The 16,706-nt window shown below is 70.1% G+C and carries 16 protein-coding genes; 5 read left to right on the plus strand and 11 right to left on the minus strand.

What is annotated here, in order from left to right; all coding sequences use genetic code 11:
- Positions 1-19: 19 nt before the first annotated feature.
- The 6 genes from EAS64_RS17635 to EAS64_RS17660 are packed head-to-tail and all read right to left on the minus strand — an operon-like array spanning position 20 to position 6,934.
- Complete coding sequence (locus tag EAS64_RS17635) at positions 20-1,270, minus strand: family 4 glycosyl hydrolase (protein WP_145854081.1); 1,251 nt, start codon at positions 1,268-1,270, stop codon at positions 20-22.
- Positions 1,270-2,283 carry an ABC transporter ATP-binding protein gene (locus EAS64_RS17640; RefSeq protein ID WP_145854082.1) on the minus strand — a complete coding sequence of 338 codons (1,014 nt, stop codon included), beginning with the start codon at positions 2,281-2,283 and terminating at the stop codon, positions 1,270-1,272. Before EAS64_RS17640 ends, EAS64_RS17635 begins: the two co-directional genes overlap by 1 nt.
- The gene (locus tag EAS64_RS17645; RefSeq protein ID WP_145854083.1) at positions 2,280-3,269 is read right to left on the minus strand and encodes an ABC transporter ATP-binding protein; all 990 of its coding nucleotides are present in this window, start codon (positions 3,267-3,269) and stop codon (positions 2,280-2,282) included. The genes EAS64_RS17640 and EAS64_RS17645 overlap by 4 nt, the downstream gene beginning before the upstream one ends.
- Positions 3,262-4,200: an ABC transporter permease gene (locus tag EAS64_RS17650; protein WP_222849381.1), complete on the minus strand. Its 939-nt coding sequence runs from the start codon at positions 4,198-4,200 to the stop codon at positions 3,262-3,264. The genes EAS64_RS17645 and EAS64_RS17650 overlap by 8 nt, the downstream gene beginning before the upstream one ends.
- Positions 4,197-5,180: an ABC transporter permease gene (locus EAS64_RS17655; RefSeq protein ID WP_145854084.1), complete on the minus strand. Its 984-nt coding sequence runs from the start codon at positions 5,178-5,180 to the stop codon at positions 4,197-4,199. The genes EAS64_RS17650 and EAS64_RS17655 overlap by 4 nt, the downstream gene beginning before the upstream one ends.
- A gap of 41 nt (positions 5,181-5,221) precedes the next feature.
- Positions 5,222-6,934 carry an ABC transporter substrate-binding protein gene (locus EAS64_RS17660; RefSeq protein ID WP_145854085.1) on the minus strand — a complete coding sequence of 571 codons (1,713 nt, stop codon included), beginning with the start codon at positions 6,932-6,934 and terminating at the stop codon, positions 5,222-5,224.
- Between the two features lie 229 nt (positions 6,935-7,163).
- On the opposite strand from EAS64_RS17660, the gene EAS64_RS17665 reads away from it, so the two are divergent.
- Both EAS64_RS17665 and EAS64_RS17670 read left to right on the plus strand, forming a co-directional pair.
- A complete protein-coding gene (locus EAS64_RS17665) occupies positions 7,164-8,426 on the plus strand; it encodes an ROK family transcriptional regulator (protein ID WP_145854086.1) in 1,263 nt (420 codons plus the stop codon).
- Between the two features lie 140 nt (positions 8,427-8,566).
- Positions 8,567-10,708 carry a hypothetical protein gene (locus EAS64_RS17670; protein WP_187365984.1) on the plus strand — a complete coding sequence of 714 codons (2,142 nt, stop codon included), beginning with the start codon at positions 8,567-8,569 and terminating at the stop codon, positions 10,706-10,708.
- On the opposite strand, the gene EAS64_RS17675 is transcribed toward EAS64_RS17670, so the two are convergent.
- Together EAS64_RS17675 and EAS64_RS17680 are read right to left on the minus strand one after the other, a co-directional pair.
- Complete coding sequence (locus EAS64_RS17675; protein WP_145854088.1) at positions 10,638-11,093, minus strand: flavodoxin family protein; 456 nt, start codon at positions 11,091-11,093, stop codon at positions 10,638-10,640. The two genes, EAS64_RS17670 and EAS64_RS17675, sit on opposite strands and share 71 nt — an antisense overlap.
- A gap of 6 nt (positions 11,094-11,099) precedes the next feature.
- Positions 11,100-12,119, minus strand: coding sequence for an LLM class flavin-dependent oxidoreductase (locus EAS64_RS17680; protein ID WP_145854089.1), 1,020 nt, complete (start codon positions 12,117-12,119; stop codon positions 11,100-11,102).
- A 191-nt stretch (positions 12,120-12,310) separates the two neighbouring features.
- On the opposite strand from EAS64_RS17680, the gene EAS64_RS17685 reads away from it, so the two are divergent.
- Positions 12,311-13,255, plus strand: coding sequence for a PP2C family protein-serine/threonine phosphatase (locus EAS64_RS17685; RefSeq protein ID WP_222849382.1), 945 nt, complete (start codon positions 12,311-12,313; stop codon positions 13,253-13,255).
- A 425-nt stretch (positions 13,256-13,680) separates the two neighbouring features.
- On the opposite strand, the gene EAS64_RS17690 is transcribed toward EAS64_RS17685, so the two are convergent.
- Positions 13,681-14,136 carry a hypothetical protein gene (locus EAS64_RS17690; protein ID WP_145854091.1) on the minus strand — a complete coding sequence of 152 codons (456 nt, stop codon included), beginning with the start codon at positions 14,134-14,136 and terminating at the stop codon, positions 13,681-13,683.
- A 73-nt stretch (positions 14,137-14,209) separates the two neighbouring features.
- Here EAS64_RS17690 and EAS64_RS17695 point away from each other — a divergent pair, with 73 nt between their 5' ends.
- The gene (locus EAS64_RS17695) at positions 14,210-14,788 is read left to right on the plus strand and encodes a DUF6529 family protein (RefSeq protein WP_145854092.1); all 579 of its coding nucleotides are present in this window, start codon (positions 14,210-14,212) and stop codon (positions 14,786-14,788) included.
- Positions 14,789-14,799: 11 nt separating this feature from the next.
- Positions 14,800-15,288: a Rieske (2Fe-2S) protein gene (locus EAS64_RS17700; protein ID WP_145854093.1), complete on the plus strand. Its 489-nt coding sequence runs from the start codon at positions 14,800-14,802 to the stop codon at positions 15,286-15,288.
- Between the two features lie 110 nt (positions 15,289-15,398).
- On the opposite strand, the gene EAS64_RS17705 is transcribed toward EAS64_RS17700, so the two are convergent.
- Together EAS64_RS17705 and EAS64_RS17710 are read right to left on the minus strand one after the other, a co-directional pair.
- Positions 15,399-16,064: an anti-sigma factor family protein gene (locus tag EAS64_RS17705; protein ID WP_145854094.1), complete on the minus strand. Its 666-nt coding sequence runs from the start codon at positions 16,062-16,064 to the stop codon at positions 15,399-15,401.
- On the minus strand, positions 16,061-16,567 hold the full coding sequence (locus EAS64_RS17710) for a sigma-70 family RNA polymerase sigma factor (RefSeq protein ID WP_246115735.1): 507 nt from the start codon (positions 16,565-16,567) through the stop codon (positions 16,061-16,063). Before EAS64_RS17710 ends, EAS64_RS17705 begins: the two co-directional genes overlap by 4 nt.
- Positions 16,568-16,706: the final 139 nt, after the last annotated feature.

Genomic DNA, 16,706 nt, shown 5'->3' on the forward strand with positions numbered 1-16,706 from the left:
GTGCGCCTCCCCAATGCCGTTATGCCCAGCTCAGGAACCGTGCGTTCTCCGCGATCAGCCGGTCCGTCATCTTCTCCGCCAGCTCGTGCTGGCCGATCAGCGGGTGCGCGAGCAGCGCCTCCGCCACCCGGGCGCGGCCGCCTTGCAGCGCCGCGTCGAGCGCGAGCTCCTCGTACGCCGACACGTGCCCGACCAGACCGCGCAGCAGCGGCGGCAGCGGCGCGGCCGGCACCGGCACGGGACCGGCGGACCCGATCACCGCGGGCACCTCGATGACCGCCTCGTCCGCCAGGAAACCGAAGGTGCCGGCGTTGCGCACGTTCACCACCTGCACGTCGCCGGCGTCGCCGAGCAGCGACGCGAGCAGCGCGACCGCCGCCTCGGAGTAGTACGCGCCGCCCCGCTCGCCAAGCAGCGCCGGCTTGGTGTCGAGCGCGGGGTCGGCGTACATCCGCAGCAGCTCGGCCTCGATCGCCGCGACCGCCGCCGCCCGCGTTCCCGCCTTCCGCTGCGCCGCCACCTCGGCGTCATGCTCGTAGTAGTAACGCAGGTAATACGAGGGCACAAACCCATGGGCAGTCAGAACGGGTTCGGCCGAATCGACATGCGCCGCGATTTCCGCACTGCGGGCTTCGAGCAAACCGGGCAGCAGGTCCGTCCCGTCGACACGGACCGCCCGCTCCCAGGTGAGATGGTTCAGCCCCACGTGGTCCAGTGCCACGGACTCCGGCGCGACGCCGAGCAGCGACGCGAAGTACCGCTGCAGCCCGATCGCCACGTTGCACAGCCCGACGGCGCGGTGCCCCGCGTCGAGCAGCGCCCTGGTGACGATGCCGACCGGGTTGGTGAAGTCGATGAGCCAGGCGCCAGGCGCGGCTCGCCGCCTGGCGAGCTCGGCGATCTCCAGCACCAGCGGGACGGTGCGCAGCGCCTTGGCGAGCCCGCCTGCCCCGGTCGTCTCCTGGCCGATGCAGCAGAAGTCGAGCGGCCACGTCTCGTCCCTGTCGCGCGCCGCCTGCCCGCCGACCCGGAGCTGGATGAGCACCGCGGCGGCGCCGTCGATCCCGTCCTCGGCGTCGCTTGTCCAGCGGACCGCGGCCTGGTGCCCGTGCGCCCGCATGATCCGCGCGGATACTGGGCCGACCGCCGCCAGCCGCGCCTCGTCGGGGTCGACCAGCACCAGCTCGGTGACCTGCGGCGCGAGCCTGCCGAGCCCGTCGGCGAGCTCCGGGGTGTAAGTGGAGCCGCCGCCGATGACTGCCAGCTTCATCAGAACGCCTGCACCTTCGCGCCGGACTGCGCGACGTGGCACGCCACCTCGCCGTCGCCCAGCGGCAGCAGCCGCGGCGTCACCGTCGCGCATTCGCTGACCGCGACCGGGCAGCGCGGCCGGAACCGGCAGCCGGGCTTGGGGTCGATCACCTTCGGCGGCTCGCCGCGCTCGCCGGTCGCCGCGGCCATGGCCTCGAGGCTGGGCGGCGGTGCCTTCGGGTCGGGCACGGCGGAAAGCAGCAGCTGGGTATAGGGGTGCCTGGGCGCCGCGAGGACATCCTCGATCGGCCCCGCCTCGGCGATCTGCCCCGCGTACATCACGATCAGCCGGTCGGCGACGTACCTGGCGCTGGCGATGTCGTGGGTGATGTACAGGATGGACACGCCCTCCTCGTCACGGAGCTTGGCCATCAGGTTGAGCAGCCCGATCCGGATCGAGGTGTCGAGCATGGAGACCGGCTCGTCGGCGAGGATCAGCCGCGGCCTGGTGGCGAGCGCCTGGGCGAAGCCGACCCGCTGCCGCTGTCCGCCGGACAGCTCGTGCGGGTAGCGGTCGAGCATGCCGGCGCCGAGGCCGACCACGTCGAAGACCCGTGCCGCCTCGGCGCGCCGCTCGCCGGCCGACAGGTCGGAGCGGTGCAGCTTGAGCGCGCGCAGCACGCCGTGCGAGACGCGGAACACCGGGTTGAGCGAGCTGAACGGGTCCTGGAATACCATCGGGACCTGGCTGCTGTAGCGCAGCGCGTCGCGCCGCGACCGGTACGCGGACAGCGGCTTCCCCTGGGCGGAGTCGCCGAAGTAGGTGGCGGTGCCAGCGGTCGGCGCGTACACCCGGGCCAGCAGCCTGGCCACCGTCGACTTGCCGCTGCCGCTCTCACCGGCCAGCGCCACGATCTCCCGCTCGCCGACGCCGAATGACACGTCGTCGACCGCGTGCAGGGTGCCGCGGTTCAGCGACCCGCCGATCTTGAAGTGCCTGGTCAGGTTCTCGGCCCGGAGCAAGTCGCTCATTGGGCGGCCTCCTTCGCTGGCGCGGGCTCCTGCGGGACGACGGGCGTGTACAGCAGGCAGCGGACCTGAGATCCGTCACGGTCGACGAGCGCCGGGGGAGTCGTCTCGCACTCCGTCATCCTCGCGGGGCAGCGAGGTTGGAACCGGCAACCGTTCGGGATGACCGAGAGATCTGGCGGCGCGCCCGGGATGCCCTTCAGCGGGACCTTCTCCCCCCGGATGCCGGGGAAGGCATCGAGCAGCCCGCGCGAGTACGGATGCAGCGGGCTGGCGAAGATCCGCCGCGTCGGCCCCGACTCCGCGACCTGTCCCGCGTACATCACGAGCAGCCGGTCGGAGTAGTGACTGACCAGGGACATGTCGTGGGTGACGAAGATGACGGCGAAGCCGAACTCCCGCTGCAGTTCCTTGATCTGCGTCATCAGCGACCGCTGCGCCACCACGTCGAGCGCCGAGGTGGGCTCGTCCATGATGATCAGGTCCGGCGTGAACAGCAGCGCCATCGCGATCATCGCGCGCTGCCGCATGCCGCCGGACAGCTGATGCGGGTAGCTGCGCAGGTGCACCGCGTCGATGCCGACGAGCCGCAGTACCTCGGCGGAGCGGGACGCGACGGCCTTGCGTGAGCTCATCCCGTGCGCGTGCAGCGCGTCGGCGAACTGCGCGCCGACCGACATGACCGGGTTGAGCGCGTTCATCGCCGACTGCATCACCACCGACAGGTTCTGCCAGCGGATCGCGTTGAGCTGGCGGGCGCCCATCGTGACCAGGTTCTGGCCGCGGAACGTCACCGAGCCGGCGGTGACCGCGGCGGGCGGGGAGAGCAGCTGCGCGACCGCGAACAGCAGCGTCGACTTGCCGCAGCCCGACTCGCCGACGATGCCGGTGAACTCGCCGGGCTGCACCGCGAAGGACACGTCGTCCACCGCGCGCACCCGGCCGGCGTGGGTTAGGTAATCGACGGTCAGCCCTGTCACCTCAAGCACGAGCGAGCCTCCCGAAGCGCAGGCCGAAGCGTCGCCGCCGCGCGCGCACGGGGCGCAGCGCTGGGTTGCCGATCTCGTCGAACGCGTAGTTGAGCAGCGCGAACGCCGCGCCGAGGAGCGCGATGGCCGCGCCCGGCACGATCGCCTGCAGGTAGAGGCCGGTCTGCAGCGCCTCGTTGTTCTGCGCCCAGTAGAGCATCGTGCCCCAGGCCACCGAGTTGGGGTCGCCGAGGCCGACGAACTGCAGGGACGAGGCGAACAGCACGTCGTAGAGCGCGTTCACCAGGAACGCCGCGACGAGCAGCGAGATCATCGTGGGCAGGATCTCCACCGCGATGATGTACGCGGCCCGCTCGCCGCGCACCCGCGCGGCGGCGAGGAAGTCCTTGGCGCGCATCGACAGCGCCTGGGAGCGGAGCTGGCGGGCGGTGTAGGACCAGCCGGTGAAGGTGAGCACCGCGATCATCACGCCGGTGCCCGAGTTATGCACGTAGGCGGAGATCACGATCAGCAGCGGGAACAGCGGGATGACGAGCACCACGTCGGTGAACAGGTTGAGCGCGCCGTCCCAGAACCCGCCGAGGTAGGCGGCGGCCACGCCGATGACCGCGGCGATCGCTGTGGACGCAAGGCCCGCGCCGAACGCGATCTCCAGCACCTGCCTGGTCCCGTAGATCGCCTGGGCGAAGATGTCCTGGCCGAGCCCGGTGGTGCCGAACAGGTGCGCAGCGCTCGGCCCGAGGTTGCGGGCGTACGCCTCCTCCGTCGGGCTATCGTGCGCGAACAGCCCGGGGAACAGGGCGAACACGATGAAGACGGCGAGCAGGATCGCGCCGGCGGTCGCCTTGCGTGAACTGGCGAGCGCGCGGCCCATCCGCGCCAGCGCGCGGGGGGCATGTGGGGTCGTCCCCCCGGCGGACAGGGTCGTCACCGGCTGCTCCTTGTCCGCGGGTCGAAGATCGCGGTCGCGATGTCGGCGAGCAGGATCGCGACGAGCACGGCGACAGTGATCAGCAGGAAGAGAGCCTGCATCAGCGGGTAGTCCTCATTCTCGACGGCCTGCAGCAGCATGTAGCCGACGCCGGGATAGTTGAACACGTACTCGATCAGGATGGCGCCGCCGACCACGAAGCCGAGCGACATCGCGAAGCCGGTGAGGTTCGGCAGGATGGCGTTGCGCGCCGCGTAGTTGAGCATGACCCGGTGCGGCCGCAGCCCCTTGGCGCGGGCCATCCGCACGTAGTCCTCGGCGAGCGTGGTGACCATGTTGTTCCGCATGGTCAGCGTCCAGGTTCCGATGGTGGTGATGAGCAGGGCGAGCGCGGGCAGCACCGCGTGCTCGAAGACGTCGCCGATGTAGGACGCCGTCCAGGCGGGCGTGTCCGAGATGTCGAAGCCGCCCGACCAGGGCAGCCAGCGGAGCTTGAGCCCGAAGATCAGGATGAACATCATCCCGACCCAGAAGTAGGGGATCGCGGAGGTGATGACGAGCAGCGGCGGCGCGATCCCGTCGAGCAGGCCGCCGCGCCGCCAGGCGGCGATGATGCCCACCCCGGTGCCGAGGATGAACGCCAGGATGGTGGTGACGCCCACCAGGCCCATCGTCCACCAGATGGCACCGCCGACCACGGTGCCAACCGGGGTCGGGAAGTAGAACAGCGACGTACCGAAGTTGCCGGTGAAGACGTCGCCCAGATAGTGCACGTACTGCGAGGGCAGGGACTGCCCGCTGCCGGCGCCGAAGATCGTTTCGAGCGTCTTCAGCTCCTGGCCGCTGACCTTGCCGCGGAACTTTCCCATCATCGCGATGGCCGGGTTGCCCGGCATCATCCGTGGCAGGAAGAAGTTGAGCGTCACCGCGGCCCACAGGGTGAGCAGGAAGAACCCTGCCCTGCGCAGTACGAATCTCATGAGTCATGAACTCCGGTTACGGCGTGCCGACGACGACTGGACTACTTGGGCGACAGGTGCAGCAGCACCTGGCCCATGTCGGGGTAGGCGTAGGCGGCGGGCAGGGCGTACGGGTCGCTCTGCGAAGGCCACCCGGTGAACTGGGAGGTGTTGTACTGGAACCAGGCCACCTCCTCGGTGATCGGGATGAACGGCACGTCGCTGAGCACGACCGCCTGCAGCTGGTTCACGATCTGGTGCTGGGTCGCCGAGTCGGTGGTGACGGCGTAGTTGTCGAGGAGCTTGTCCGTCGCCGGGTTGCTGTACCGCTCCCAGTTGGAGGAGGCGTTCTTGCCGATCGGCGCGGAGTTGGCGGAGTACAGCCACTGCCGGAACTCGTAGTACGGCGTCGGGCCGCCCGTTTCCGCGTAGTAGGCGAACTGGAAGCTGCCCGAGTACAGCTTGGAGAAGAAGTCGTTGGACGCCAGGTTGTCCGCCGTCAGCTGGATGCCGACCGCCTTCAGCTCCTGCTGGATGACCGACATCGACGCGACCCAGTCCGAGTAACCGCCGATGTTGATGACGCTGAAGGCCAGCTTCTGCCCGTTCTTGGCGTAGATGCCGTCGCTGCCGAGCTGGTAGCCGGCCTGCGCGAGCAGTGACTTCGCCTTGGTCGGGTTATAGCCGTAGTTGTACTTGGCGGCTCCGGTGCTGTCCAGCCAGGCGCTGAACGTCGGCGTCGCGATGTCGCTCTGGTTGGCGCCCGGCTCCTCGCCGTATTCGCCGATGTTGGCAACCTTGTTCCTGTCGATCGCGTACGCGATCGCCTGCCTGACCAGGACGTCGTTGAGGCCTGGCACGGTCAGGTTGGGGATCAGCGAGACGTTGGCGATCGGCGCGAACCAGTAGTGGTTGTCCGCCGACTTGGAGGTGTAGAAGGCCTGGATGTTCGGGATGAACTGGCTGCCCCACTGCGCCTGCCCGGTGGCCAGGTAGGTGTTGGCTGGGTCGTTCGAGGTGAACGCGGGGTAGAGCACCTTCGCGATCTTCGGCAGGCCGGGCTGCCAGTAGTCCGGGTTGGCCACGTAGGTGATGTTCTGCGCGCTGCACGGCTTGACGACGTAGGCGCCGGTGCCGACCGGGTTGGAGTCGGCGTAGGTGACCGGGTTGGAGATCTTGGACCAGATGTGCTCGGGCACGATCGGGATCTGGTCGGCGATGTAGTAGAAGTACGGCACCGACGGCGCCTTGAACGTGAACACCACGTTGTTGCCGGACTGGGTGACGCTGGTGAGCACCGACCAGACGGAGTTCACGTCGAGCGCGGGCACCTTCTTGAGCAGGTTGAAGGTGTAGGCCACGTCGGCGGCGGTCATCGGGGTGCCGTCGCTGAACTTGACGTTCTGGCGGATCGCGAAGGTCAGCGTCTTGTTGCCGTTACCCCAGGTCCAGCTCGTCGCGAGCCAGGGGGACGTCTTGGCGTTCTGGAGGGTGTCTACGAAGGCCAGCGGCTCGTAGACCTGGCCCATCGTGATGCCCTCGCCAAGGTTGCTCGGGTTGAACGGGTTGAAGCTGCAGTTCCACAGCGTGCCCTGCTCGTTGGAGATGGTCAGCGTGCCGCTTGGGGCGCTGTTGCCGCTAGTCGGGCTCGAGGTCGAGCCAGCGGTGGAACCGGTGGTTGAGGTGCCGGAAGGGGTTGATGACCCTGAGGAGCTACAGGCGGCGACCACGGTAGCGAGCAGCACCGTGGCCCCGGTCAGGAGTATGCGTCTCATCGGGGGGTGTCCTTCTCAGGAGGATTGGTGCGGGTGGCCCGGGTTGTCGGCGAGCTCGGCGGCGACCTCACCGGATGGTGCGTTCCGTCGGTTATACGTCGGTCGCGGAAGTTACGGAAGTTATTGCTGGGGTTCTTGTCATTTTTCCTATATAGTTAGGACAGTATCCTAACTATCAGGGGCTGACTAGACCCCGTGGCGAAACCGTAATCCCGCCCTGAGAGGTGTCATGGCCGAGGAGCCAGCAGGCGCGGCGCTGGCAGCCGGCACGGCGACCGTGCTGCCGACCGGGCTGTCCGCCGCGCGCCCGGCGCTGATCAGGGCGCTCAACGAGCAGCTGCTGCTCGAGCACATCCGTTCTTCGGGCCCGTACTCCAGGGCCGACCTCGCCCGCGTCTCCGGGCTCTCCAAGCCGACCGTCTCGCTCGCACTCGGCAACCTGGAGCGGGCCGGGCTTGTCCGGCTCGCCGGGCACCGTACCGGGATGCCCGGCCGCACCGCCGTGCTGTATGAGGTGCGCCCGGAGGCGGGTTTCGTACTCGGCCTCGACATCGGCCTGCGCTACCTGCGGGGCGCCGTCGCCGACCTCGCGGGCGTGGTCCGCGCCCGGGTGTCGGTCCCCGTGCGGGCGGCCACCGTGGGCGACCGGGTGGCCGAGCTCGTCGACCTCGCGGATGAGCTGTGCGCGCGCGCCGGCATCGACCGTTCCGCCGTCACCCAGACGGTCGTCGGCAGCCCGGGCGTCTACGATCCGCAGCGGAACCTGATGGCGCTGACCGGGGGGCTGCCTGACTGGGACCGCCCGGAGGCAATCGCCGGGCTGCGCGCGGCGTTCGGGCCCGCGCTCACAATCGAGAACGACGTGGACGCCGCCGCCCTGGCCGAGCAGGCACTCGGCGTCGGGAGGGAAACCGACAGCTTCGCGTTCGTGCACGTCGGCACGGGCATCGGCATGGGCCTGGTGCTCGGCGGCCGGCTGGTGCGCGGCGTGCACGGGGTGGCGGGCGAGATCGCGTTCCTGCCGCTCGGCGGCGACCCGCCCGCCTGGGCTGACGCGGCGCTCGACGCGGCCATCGTTCCCCCGGAGGCGCAGCGGCGCGGCACGCTGGAGACCGCTGCGGGCGCCGACGGGATCGTCAGGGCGGCACACAGGCGCGGCCTGACCGGGCTGGCCACCGCGCACAGCGTCTTCGAGGCGGCGGCGGCGGGCGACAGGCACGCCGTGGCGGTGGTGCTGCGGGAGGCGCGCCTCGTCGCCGCCGCCATCTGCTGCGTGATCGCGGTCGCCGACCCCGCGCTCGTCGTGCTCGGCGGCGGCATCGGCCAGGCACCGGGCTTCGCCGAGGCGGTCACCGCGGAGCTCGCCGCGATCGCCCCGGTGCGGCCCGAGGTCAGGGTCAGCGCCCTCGGTACCGACGTGGTGGTCACCGGCTGCCTGGCCGAAGGGGTATCGCTGGCCTGGACCCAGCTCACCGCCGCCACGGTGCCATGAGTGCGGCTCCCGGGTGCTGCCGCAACGGTCGCCATGACCGGGAGAAACCTTCATAAGTGACTAAGGCCGCGTTAGAGTTGTAGCTGGTGAGCCCTTAGAACCATTCGTCTGGGTGCGGTGAGCTTATGGCTCTTACCTCGTTGACTGTGTGGGGAATCCTGGTCGCCTGCGCGGCGGCGCTCGGCTTCATCGGCTTCTGGTTCAGCCTTCGCTCGCTGCGGTGGTTCGCCGGCGTAACCGCCTTCGTCGTCGCGATCGCGATCACGCGCTTCGGCTTAACGCATCCCGAGTACACGTCTGCCAACCTGGTCGACTCCTTCCTTAGCGGCGTCGACCGAGTTGTCATCGCGCTGATCTACCCGATCTGGCGGGGTCTGCCGCCCGCGCCCGGCGTGGCCGGCCGCTGGATCATCGCCGTCGGACTGCTCCTCGGGTACCGGGAGCTTGAGCGATGGACGCTGCGCTGGCAGGCGCCGGAACTCGACCTGTCCGGGATCGGCAGGGACGGGCCGACCTCGGCCTCGGCTGACTCGGCTGGCTCGGGCGGCTCGCAGGCCGCGCTCAACGGCCATGGCGCCGCGGCAGACGGCCTGTCCGCCGCGCAGCGCCGCGACCAGCTAGCCGCCGAGTTGCGGTTCCGCCTGCCCACGATGGAGATACGCTCGCCCTCGATCCTGCCCGGCGGCACCAGGGCGAACGCGCTCGCCTCGATCGCCGAGTCGAGCGGAGTCTCCGGCGCTGGCATGGTCGGCGCGGTTTTCCGGTTCGCGGGCATGTTCTGGCCGAGCCCGCGCCTGGTCGGCGTCCGTGGCTGGGTTGAGTCAGCGTCGGCCAAGCGGATTACCGTCCTCCTCGAGGACGTGAAGACCGGCCTGCCGATTGCCACCAACACCGTGGCCGGCGACAGTTTCAACGAGACAGCGTCCATGGTGGCCGGGTACATCGCCAGGCAGATTTTCGCGATGGACCGCACGGTGCCGGAATGGTGCTACGGCGTGTCCGACGGACGCGATCTCGGTGCGATGCAGATCGCCCGTCTGCAGCGCGCCTATGCGGCGTGCCCACGGGACGTCGCGGACTCGAGAAGCGAGCAGATCAAGATACTCAGCGCTTCGACTGGGACGGTCAGGACCGCGGGAATCATCCGCTACGAACTGGCGCAGCTGCTGGTCCTGCAGCGTCAGCACCTGGAATCGCTGCACCTGCACGCGCTCAACAGGGAACTGCACCGCCGCCTGTACCGCGGCCGGTACCGGTTCGCCATGGCGCTTGAGATGATCGCCAACCCGGAGCACCGCCTGCCCGACGGCGAGGCGAGCTGGGACAAGCTCGGGCAGACGCTGGAGATAGTCCGCTGCGGAATGGCGGACGGCAGGCTCGCGGTGAGTACCGAGTACCAGCGGGCGGACGGGAGCTGGTCGGCCGCGACGCGGCAGGACTGTGCGACGCAGTCCGTACGCCTGTCACGGGATCTTGCCATGAAGCTGCTGGCGATCGCGGCCAGGGACCTGCGCGAGGTGCGAACCCAGCTCGACACGTGGCACGTGGTGCGGGACGCGATCCTGCGACGGGACGAGCGCGCGGTGTGGCTGCCGCACTGGAGCCAGCGGCACCGGCGGGCATTCCACGATGGCGTATGCGTCGCCGAGCTGCTGGTCGCCATCCGGTGCCGACTTGCCGAGTCCGATGATGAGGACGCGACGTGGCTCCGGCAGGCCCGTGTCCGCTGGCACCTGCGGCGCGCCACCGGAATCACGGCATGCATTGCGGGTGACCCCGCGATCATTGACGCGGTGCTTGCCGATCCGCACGGTGAGTGGTGGGCCGCGACTGCCTCGACGGGCGGCAGCAAGTACCGCCGTCGGACCAGCGATTCCTGGCAGGCCGCCTACAACACGGCCTGCGTGTACGCGGCGCTGGCTGACGCCGCGCGGGCCGGCGGTGCGCCGGTAGGGGTACTCCGGGATCTCGAGGGCCGCGTTATTGCCAGCCTGCGGCGAGTGGTGGGCAATCCCCGCTCGGAGCTTGAACGGCCGTCGGACTGGATCGACAGCGATCCCGACTTCCGTGCCATGCAAGATGGCCGGGACATCTTCGGGGCATTCCAGGAGTTCCTCATCGGCCAGATGCGGCAGGACTACCCGGTCGCCTTCATGTCCGGGGAGTGCCCCGTTTCCCACATACCACCCGAGGCGCCGGCTCTGCCTGCCACTACGGCGCTAGGAGGTTCGCGGCGACCGTCGCGCCGAGTTCGTGGCACTCGCGTTCCGTCTCGCGGCTGACCTGGCCGGTGACCGCGACCGGCTTGCTGACCTCCTGCCAGCCGAGCCCGGTGGTGATGGACTGAACCGCGCGGACCGCGCCGGCCGTGTCGCTGCCGCCGTGCACGTAGAGCCCGTAGGGCGCCCCGGCCTTGGCGAGCAGGCACGGGTAGTAGACCTGATCGAAGAAGTGCTTGAGCGCGCCAGACATGTAGCCGATGTTCGCCGGCGTGCCGAGGACGAAGCCGTCGGCGGCGAGCACGTCGGGAACGCCCGCCGCGAGCGCTGGCCTGATCTCGACCTCGATGCCCTCGAGCTCCGGGTCGCGCGCGCCTGCGATGACCGCCTCGAGCATCGCCTGGAGCGCGGGTGAGGGCGTGTGGTGGACGACGAGCAGCCGCGGCATGCCGCGCTAGCCCTTCGGTGCCCAGCCGAGCGCGGGCCCGAGCCGCGTCGCCATGTCGGTGAGGATCTGCACGTAGTCCTCGTGCTCGAAGCTGAACGGCAGCGCGAAGGCGACTTCGGTGACCTCACGGAACGCGGCGTGCGCGTACAGCGCCTCGGCGATCTGCGCCGATGTGCCGATGATGTCCCGCGCGAACATCATCCTGGCCGGCCCGGCCGGCGCGGCGGTGCGCGGCGTCCTGGCCGCGACGTACGCCTCGTACTTGTCCCGCTGCGCGGGCGACGCCGAGTCGGTCGGTATCACCACTAGGCCCTGCGACACCCGGGCCGCCGCGCCCGCCGGGTGCGACGCGCGGAACGTCTTGATGTGCGACAGCTGCACGTCGGCGAAGTCCTCCGACTCCTCGGCCTTCACCACCGAAGACGTCAGCAGGTTCACGCCGTTTTCGCCCGCCCATTTCGCCGACGCGAGCGATCCGCCGCCGTACCACATCCGCGACCGCAGGCCGGGCGAGTGCGGCTCGGCGCACGGTGAGAACTGCTCGAAGCCGATCGTCGCGGGCAGCGACGCCGCGGGCTCGCCCGCCACGAACCGCAGCAGCCGGGAGACCCGCTCGTAGGAGAGGTCCTCGCGTTCCCAGGTGTCCGGGTAGAGCGCCTCGCGCACCGCCTCCCAGTTCATCGGCGGCCCGGTGCTGATGCCCGGGTTGAGCCGCCCGCCGGACAGGATGTCCACCGTCGCGAGGTCTTCGGCGAGGCGCAGCGGGTTCTCCCAGCCGAGCGGGATCACCGCGGTGCCGAGTTCGATGCGCGCGGTGCGCTGCGAGGCCGCGGCGAGCACCGCGACCGGCGAGGAGATCCCGTACTGGAAGTGCCGGTGCCGCACCCAGGCACAGTCGAACCCGAGCCGCTCGCCGAGCTCGATCATCGCCAGCGTGACCTGGTGCCCGGGACCAGGGTCGTGCCCGTCGAACAGCCCGATCGTCAGGAACCCGAGCTTGTCCAGGGCGACCCCCGGCTGTGGCATGCGCTGTCCCTTCGTCGTCACGTCAGGAGATGAGAACCAAGTTAACAGCGCGCGCGTCAGCCACCGGCGAGGCGGCGTTCTTTGGCGGCCAAATAGGCGATTCCTCTGGCATACTGCCACGGAACAAGGCCACGATGGGAGGGGCGTGGAGTGGCGATCCCCGTACCGCCCGCGCCAGTGCTCCCCGGCAGGTGACAGTGATCCGCTTCAGCTATGGCGCAGCCACCTCCGTGGGCCGCGTGCGTCAGGTCAACGAGGACAGCTTCCTCGCGCTTCCGCCGCTCTTCGTCGTCGCCGACGGCATGGGCGGCCACGGTGCCGGCAACGTGGCCAGCCGGATCGCGATCGAGGAGATGACTGCCTGCGCGGCGCTCCGCCCGCTGTTCGCCGAGGCCGTCCTCACCGCGCTCGAGCATGCCAACAGGCACATCATCGAGCGGGACGAGGCGAACCGGATGGGCACCACGGCGACCGGGCTGGCCGGCCTCGAGACGGCGGGCGGCGATCACCTGATGGTGTTCAACATCGGCGACTCCAGGGTCTACCGGCTGTCCGGTGACCGGCTCGAACAGGTCACCGTGGACCATTCGGAGGTGCAGGAACTGGTCCTGGCCGGCGTGATCACCCGCGAGCAGGCACGCACCCACCCGCGGAGGAACATCGTCACCCGGGCCCTTGGCAGCGATCCCGTGCTGCACGCCGACCACTGGCTGCTGCCCGCCACGGGCGGCGACCGGTACCTGGTCTGCTCCGACGGCCTGTTCAACGAGGTGCCGGACGACGTCATCCTCGCGCTGCTCAGCAACGGGGGGCCGCAGCAGGCAGCGGACGCCCTGGTGGTCGCGGCCAACGAGGCCGGCGGGCACGACAACGTGACCGCGGTCGTGGTGGACATCGACTCCGACGACGACGGCGCCGTCGAGACGACCCTGCCCCGCGAGGTGCTTGCCAGGGACGCCGGCTCGGCAAGGACCCGCGTTGACATCGCGCCGCAGCCGCTCCAGCCGCCCCATGCGCGCCGCGGCCCGCTCGACTCCGGCGCCGGCGACCAGCGGCGCGCCCGCGGGCCCGGCCTGGTCGACGTCGGCCTGGCGGGCCTCGGGCTTGCCGACGCCGGTCCCGATGACTATGCCTGACGTCAGCTACGTGCCTGGCGCCCTGACCGCGGTAGCCGGCGGCTGGTGCCTGGTCTGGACGCTTGTCGAGCAGGCGCGGCGCGATCGCGCGGCTTACGCTGCGGCGCCGCGCCTGGGTCGCGGTCAACCCGGCGAGCCTTTTGACGACTGTCAGCGGCCCTGCCGTCCGCAAGCCGCTCAGGAAGTCCTCCGGCCCGCCAGCCCCGGGGCAACGGCCCGGCCCCGCGAGGCCGTCGGCTAAGGACCCGCCGCCACTCTGCTTAACCGGCGGCTCGCCGCCGCGACTCTGCTTAACCGAGCGTGCGACATTTGCCGCGAACCGGACGCGGAAGTGGTCGCCGGCTAAGCAGAGTCGAACAATGTGGTCACCGGGTAAGCAAAGACGGCGGTTGCCGTGTCTGGGCGGGCGGCCGGATACGGGTTCGTTACCTTCGCCGTTGAACCCGCGCGCGGGCCTGCCGCGTACCAGCGGATGTGAAGCTTGGGACGTCCACGATCACGCTGCTGACCGGCGCCGTGCTCGGAGTCATGCTGTTGGTCGGCAGCCAGTTCGCGCCCCGGAGCACGCCCACGGGATACGGGCCGTCCGGCGGCGCGGCGACCCCGGCGGCGGCAGTTTCCTCGTCCGCGGCGTCCGGCTCCTCCGCGTCGTCCTCGCCAGGGAACTCGTCGGCGCCCGCCGCTACTGCGTCCGCTCCTACGACACCAGCTTCGTCGGGGCAGGCCGGCTCGTCGCCCGGCTTCGCCGGCTCCGCCGCGCCCTCGGCGTCGGCGGGGGCGGCCTCCTCTGCCGCGCCCCCGCCCACGACCGCGGCGCCCGCCACCGCCCCGGCCAGCAGCGCGCCCGCGCCGACCAGCGTGGAGAGCAGCGATAAGCACAAGGGCAAGCACGGTGGCGGCGGCTGACGGCCGCGGGACCGACCAGCGTGACACTGCGATGATTGGAGACCACCGATGACCGCACAGTCGGCCAGTCCCGCCCCGCCGTCCGCGCCGGCCAGGTCGGGCGCGGCTCTTCTTGTCGTGCCCGACCTGATCGGCGGCCTGGTGGCGCTGGCGCTCGGCGTCTACGGGCGGGTGCACGGCCCGACAGGGATCGCGCTCAACCTCGCCGGGTTTTCCAGCCCCGGCTCGGTGAAGTCGTGGCTTGCCACGGTCGCCAGCGTGTTCGCGATCATCCAGCTTGTCTCGGCCCTGGTCATGTACGGCAAGGTGCCGCGGGTCAGCGCGCCGTCCTGGATCGGCGACCTGCACTCCTGGTCGGGCAGGATCGCGTTCATCGTCGCCGTCCCCGTTGCCGTGCACTGCCTTTACGCGCTCGGATTCCAGGGCTACAGCACCCGGGTGCTGCTGCACTCGATCTTCGGCTGCCTGTTCTTCGGCGCGTTCACCGTCAAGATGCTGGTACTGCCGAAGCGCGGGCTGCCGGGCTGGGTGCTTCCCGTGCTCGGCGCCGTGGTCTTCACGCTGCTGGTGGCGATCTGGTTCACGTCTGCTTACTGGTTCTTCGGAACGTTCGGCGTCCATCGCTGAGGAGCATCGTCATGACCGAGCAGCAGGCCCCAACCGCCAGCCGCCGGGCGGTGCTCGCCGCCGCCGCGGGCGGCGCGTGCGCCGCGGCGCTTGCCGGGTGCGCCACCTACAACGCCAACAACGGGGGAGTGGCAGGCCCGCCGGCCGCCGCACCGAGCAGCAGCAGCAGCGGTAGCGGGAGCACCGGCGGCACCGGCTCGTCGTCCGGTCCCGCCAACGTTCTCGCCAGCACGTCGGACATCCCGGTCGGCGGCGGCAAGATCCTCAGCGACGAGCGGCTCGTGATCACGCAGCCGTCGGCGGGCACCTTCAAGGCGTTCACCGCGGTGTGCACGCACCAGGGCTGCATCGTGGCCACCGTGGCGGACGGCACCATCGACTGCCCGTGCCACGGCAGCAAGTTCAGTGCCGCCAACGGCTCGGTGGTGAACGGTCCGGCGACGAGCCCGCTCGCCCCCGTCGCGATCACTGTTCAGGGCACCTCGATCGTGCAGTCATAATCCGAGGGCAGGTTACCTCCGCCCCTTGCTCGCGGAGATCCGGCGGGCCGCCCAGGCGCGGCATGAACTCGTTCGGGATGATCTCTTTTATCTTGATCGCGCCGAGCCGGTCACACCGGGATGGTGAGCAGCACCTGGCCGCTTGCTACGGTCACCTCGAAGCGGGCGAGATCGCCGAGCGCGATCGCGGTGCCGCCCTGGACGAGCAGGTGCGCCGGGTGCCCGGGCACGCCGTCGCCTGGCGCGGGGACGAACCAGCCGGTGACCGTCCTGCGCTCGCCGGTCTTCGAGACGGCGATCAGCTCACACTCCAGCGGGCCCTTCACGCCGGCCAGGTCGAGCTGTACCTGGGTGCCCCAGCCCTTCGCGACGAGGCCTACGATGCCGACGGCGCCGTTCGCCGGGTTGGTCGCGGAGTGCACCTGCCCGGTCAGCGCGGCGGGCGGCTGATTGGGTGCGCTCGCCAGCCCGACCGCGATCCCGCCGCCCAGCAGGGCGGCGCAGGCCGCGGCGCTCGCGATGAGGAGATTGCGCCTCCGACGGCGGCTCGCCACGGCGCGGCGGTGCAGCAGGTCGACGGGCGGGCTCGCGTCATCGGGGAGCTCGACCGTCTCCATGCCCCGCAGGAGCACGCCGACCGGGCTCAGGGTTTCGAGCTCACCACGGCACGCGTCACAGGTCGCGAGGTGCGCTTCAAACGCCGCCCTGTCCTGGTCTTCCAGCAGGCCAAGGGCGTAGGCGCCCACATCTGTGTGTTCGCTGCTGATGGTCGTCATGCTAGCACGCCACGTTCCGAGAGAACCACGTGCAGCGCGCGCAGTGCGTAGTAGACACGGGACTTGACGGTGCCGACCGGCAGGCCGAGCACCTCGGCCGCCTGGTTGACCGTCCGGTCGTTCAGGATGGTCGCGTTGAGTATCTCGCGGTGCGCGGGAGACAGTTCGCGCATCGCGTCGGCGACCATCACGCGCAGGATCGTGGCCGATGTGTCGTCATCGACAGGCATCTCGGCGACCACGCCCTCCCCGGTCTCCGCCGGCCGCACCTGCCTTCTGCGATGCTCGTCGATCACGATCCGCCTGGCCACGGTGGCCAGCCAGGGCATGAGCGACGGACCGCTCAGGTCGAGGCGGCTGGCCTCGCGCCAGGCGCGAACCAGCGTCTCCTGAACCACGTCCTCGGCATGCTCCCGGTCGCCTGCCGTCAGCCTCAGCACGAAGCCGAGCAGCGGCTCACGGTAAGTACGGTAGAGCGCGCTGACGATCGCATCGTCATCCACGCCTACCCGCCCTATCCGGCTGGCGCCGGACTCCCCTCCTAAACGCGGCACGGCGACATTCAACCACGGTCTCCTTAGCCGATATAGAGTTACTTCTTAGTAACTTCTTAATTGCTGGTGAACGCGGCCAAGGCCGCCG

Origin of the sequence: Trebonia kvetii, from assembly GCF_007827045.1 — a bacterium.
Classification (GTDB): Bacteria; Actinomycetota; Actinomycetes; order Streptosporangiales; family Streptosporangiaceae; genus Trebonia; species Trebonia kvetii.

Excerpts from the sequence above, each read along its gene's own strand:
- EAS64_RS17695 (WP_145854092.1), top strand. The coding sequence starts at position 14,210 with ATGACCGCACAGTCGGCCAGTCCCGCCCCGCCGTCCGCGCCGGCCAGG.
- EAS64_RS17705 (WP_145854094.1), bottom strand. The coding sequence starts at position 16,064 with ATGACGACCATCAGCAGCGAACACACAGATGTGGGCGCCTACGCCCTT.
- EAS64_RS17700 (WP_145854093.1), top strand. The coding sequence starts at position 14,800 with ATGACCGAGCAGCAGGCCCCAACCGCCAGCCGCCGGGCGGTGCTCGCC.
- EAS64_RS17635 (WP_145854081.1), bottom strand. The coding sequence starts at position 1,270 with ATGAAGCTGGCAGTCATCGGCGGCGGCTCCACTTACACCCCGGAGCTC.
- EAS64_RS17640 (WP_145854082.1), bottom strand. The coding sequence starts at position 2,283 with ATGAGCGACTTGCTCCGGGCCGAGAACCTGACCAGGCACTTCAAGATC.
- EAS64_RS17665 (WP_145854086.1), top strand. The coding sequence starts at position 7,164 with ATGGCCGAGGAGCCAGCAGGCGCGGCGCTGGCAGCCGGCACGGCGACC.
- EAS64_RS17675 (WP_145854088.1), bottom strand. The coding sequence starts at position 11,093 with ATGCCGCGGCTGCTCGTCGTCCACCACACGCCCTCACCCGCGCTCCAG.
- EAS64_RS17680 (WP_145854089.1), bottom strand. The coding sequence starts at position 12,119 with ATGCCACAGCCGGGGGTCGCCCTGGACAAGCTCGGGTTCCTGACGATC.
- EAS64_RS17660 (WP_145854085.1), bottom strand. The coding sequence starts at position 6,934 with ATGAGACGCATACTCCTGACCGGGGCCACGGTGCTGCTCGCTACCGTG.
- EAS64_RS17655 (WP_145854084.1), bottom strand. The coding sequence starts at position 5,180 with ATGAGATTCGTACTGCGCAGGGCAGGGTTCTTCCTGCTCACCCTGTGG.